Source organism: Stenotrophomonas sp. STEN029 (assembly GCF_056760015.1).
Genome location: NZ_JBRREC010000177.1, coordinates 1 through 1316, shown reverse-complemented (window position 1 = coordinate 1316; position 1316 = coordinate 1). Strand labels below are relative to the sequence as shown.

Sequence of the window (1316 nt, the reverse complement as noted above, 5' to 3'; positions counted from 1 at the left end):
CCCCCCCCCCCCCCCCCCCCCCCCCCCCCCCCCCCCCCCCCCCCCCCCCCCCCCCCCCCCCCCCCCCCCCCCCCCCCCCCCCCACCCCCCCCGCCCCCGCCCCCCCCCCCCCCCCCCCCCCCCCCGCCCCCCCCCCCCGCCCCCCCCCCCCCCCCCCCCCCCCACCCCGGTTTTGCCCCGGTTTTGACCAACTATCAAGGCCGCAACAACACCTTGCCCTTGCGTCCGGGCAGCAGGCTCGCCGTCACCGCTTCTGCAACATCACCCAGCCCGTAGATCGCCTGCACCGGCAGTTCCAACTCACCACTCAGCACACGTTGCAGCAGCTCGCCTACCAGTCGACGCTTGTTCTCCACCGACATCTGCTGGCTGACCTTGCTGCCCCAGAAGCCCTTCACCGTGGCCTGCTTGAAGATCAGGTCGCCGGAGGGAATCTGCATGGCTTCGCCGGCCATGGTGCCGAACGAGACCAACGTGCCGTTGTCGCCCAGCAGTGACACCAGGTCCGCGCTGGCCTGGCCGCCGATGGAATCGACTGCGGCGTGTGCGAGCGTGTCGCCGAGCAACGCCTGCGCGCGCGCCTTCCAATCCGGCTGGGTGGTGGACAGCACGTTGTCGATGCCCAGTGCCTTCAGTTCATCGACGCCGGCATCACGACGTACGAGCCCGAGCACGTGCACACCGCGTGCGGCAGCTAGCATCGCCAGGGTCTTGCCGACCGCACCGTTGGCGGTGTTCTGCACGATCCATTGGCCGGGTTCGGCCTGCAGGAATTCCAGCAGCATCAGCGCGCTCAGCGGCATGGCGATCAGCTGTGCTGCGGCCTCATCGGCGATGCCGTCCGGCACTGGAATGACCATGCGTGCGGGCGCGATGAAGTATTCGGCCCAGGTGCCGTGCACCGAAGCGGCCATGACGCGCTGGCCGATGGTGATGCCTTCGACGCCTTCGCCAAGCGCCTCGATGATGCCTACTGCCTCGCTGCCACCGATCGCCGGCAGCGTGGGCTTGTAGCCGTACTTGCCGCGTACGGTCCACAGATCGTGGTTGTGGATGGATGCGAGCAGGGTCTTGATCCGTACTTCGCCGGGGCCGGGCTGCGGGATGGGGCTTTCGCCCAAGGCCAGTACGTCGACCGGTTCACCGAAGGTGGTGTGGATGGCGCTGCGCATGAGGGTCTCCTATTGCTGTCGGGCAAAACCGGGGTGGGGGGGGGGGGTGTTGGGGGGCGCCCCCCCCGGGGCCCGGGGTTTTTGTAGGTGGTTTTTTGTTAGACTGGCGGGGGGGGGGGGGGGGGGCGCAAACACCTACACCCG

At 69.8% G+C, this 1316-nt stretch carries 1 protein-coding gene; it reads right to left on the bottom strand.

The genetic code is table 11. From position 1 onward, the window contains the following. Positions 1-194: 194 nt before the first annotated feature. Positions 195-1172: a zinc-binding dehydrogenase gene (locus tag ACVOLI_RS20475; RefSeq protein WP_481615785.1), complete on the bottom strand. Its 978-nt coding sequence runs from the start codon at positions 1170-1172 to the stop codon at positions 195-197. Positions 1173-1316: the final 144 nt, after the last annotated feature.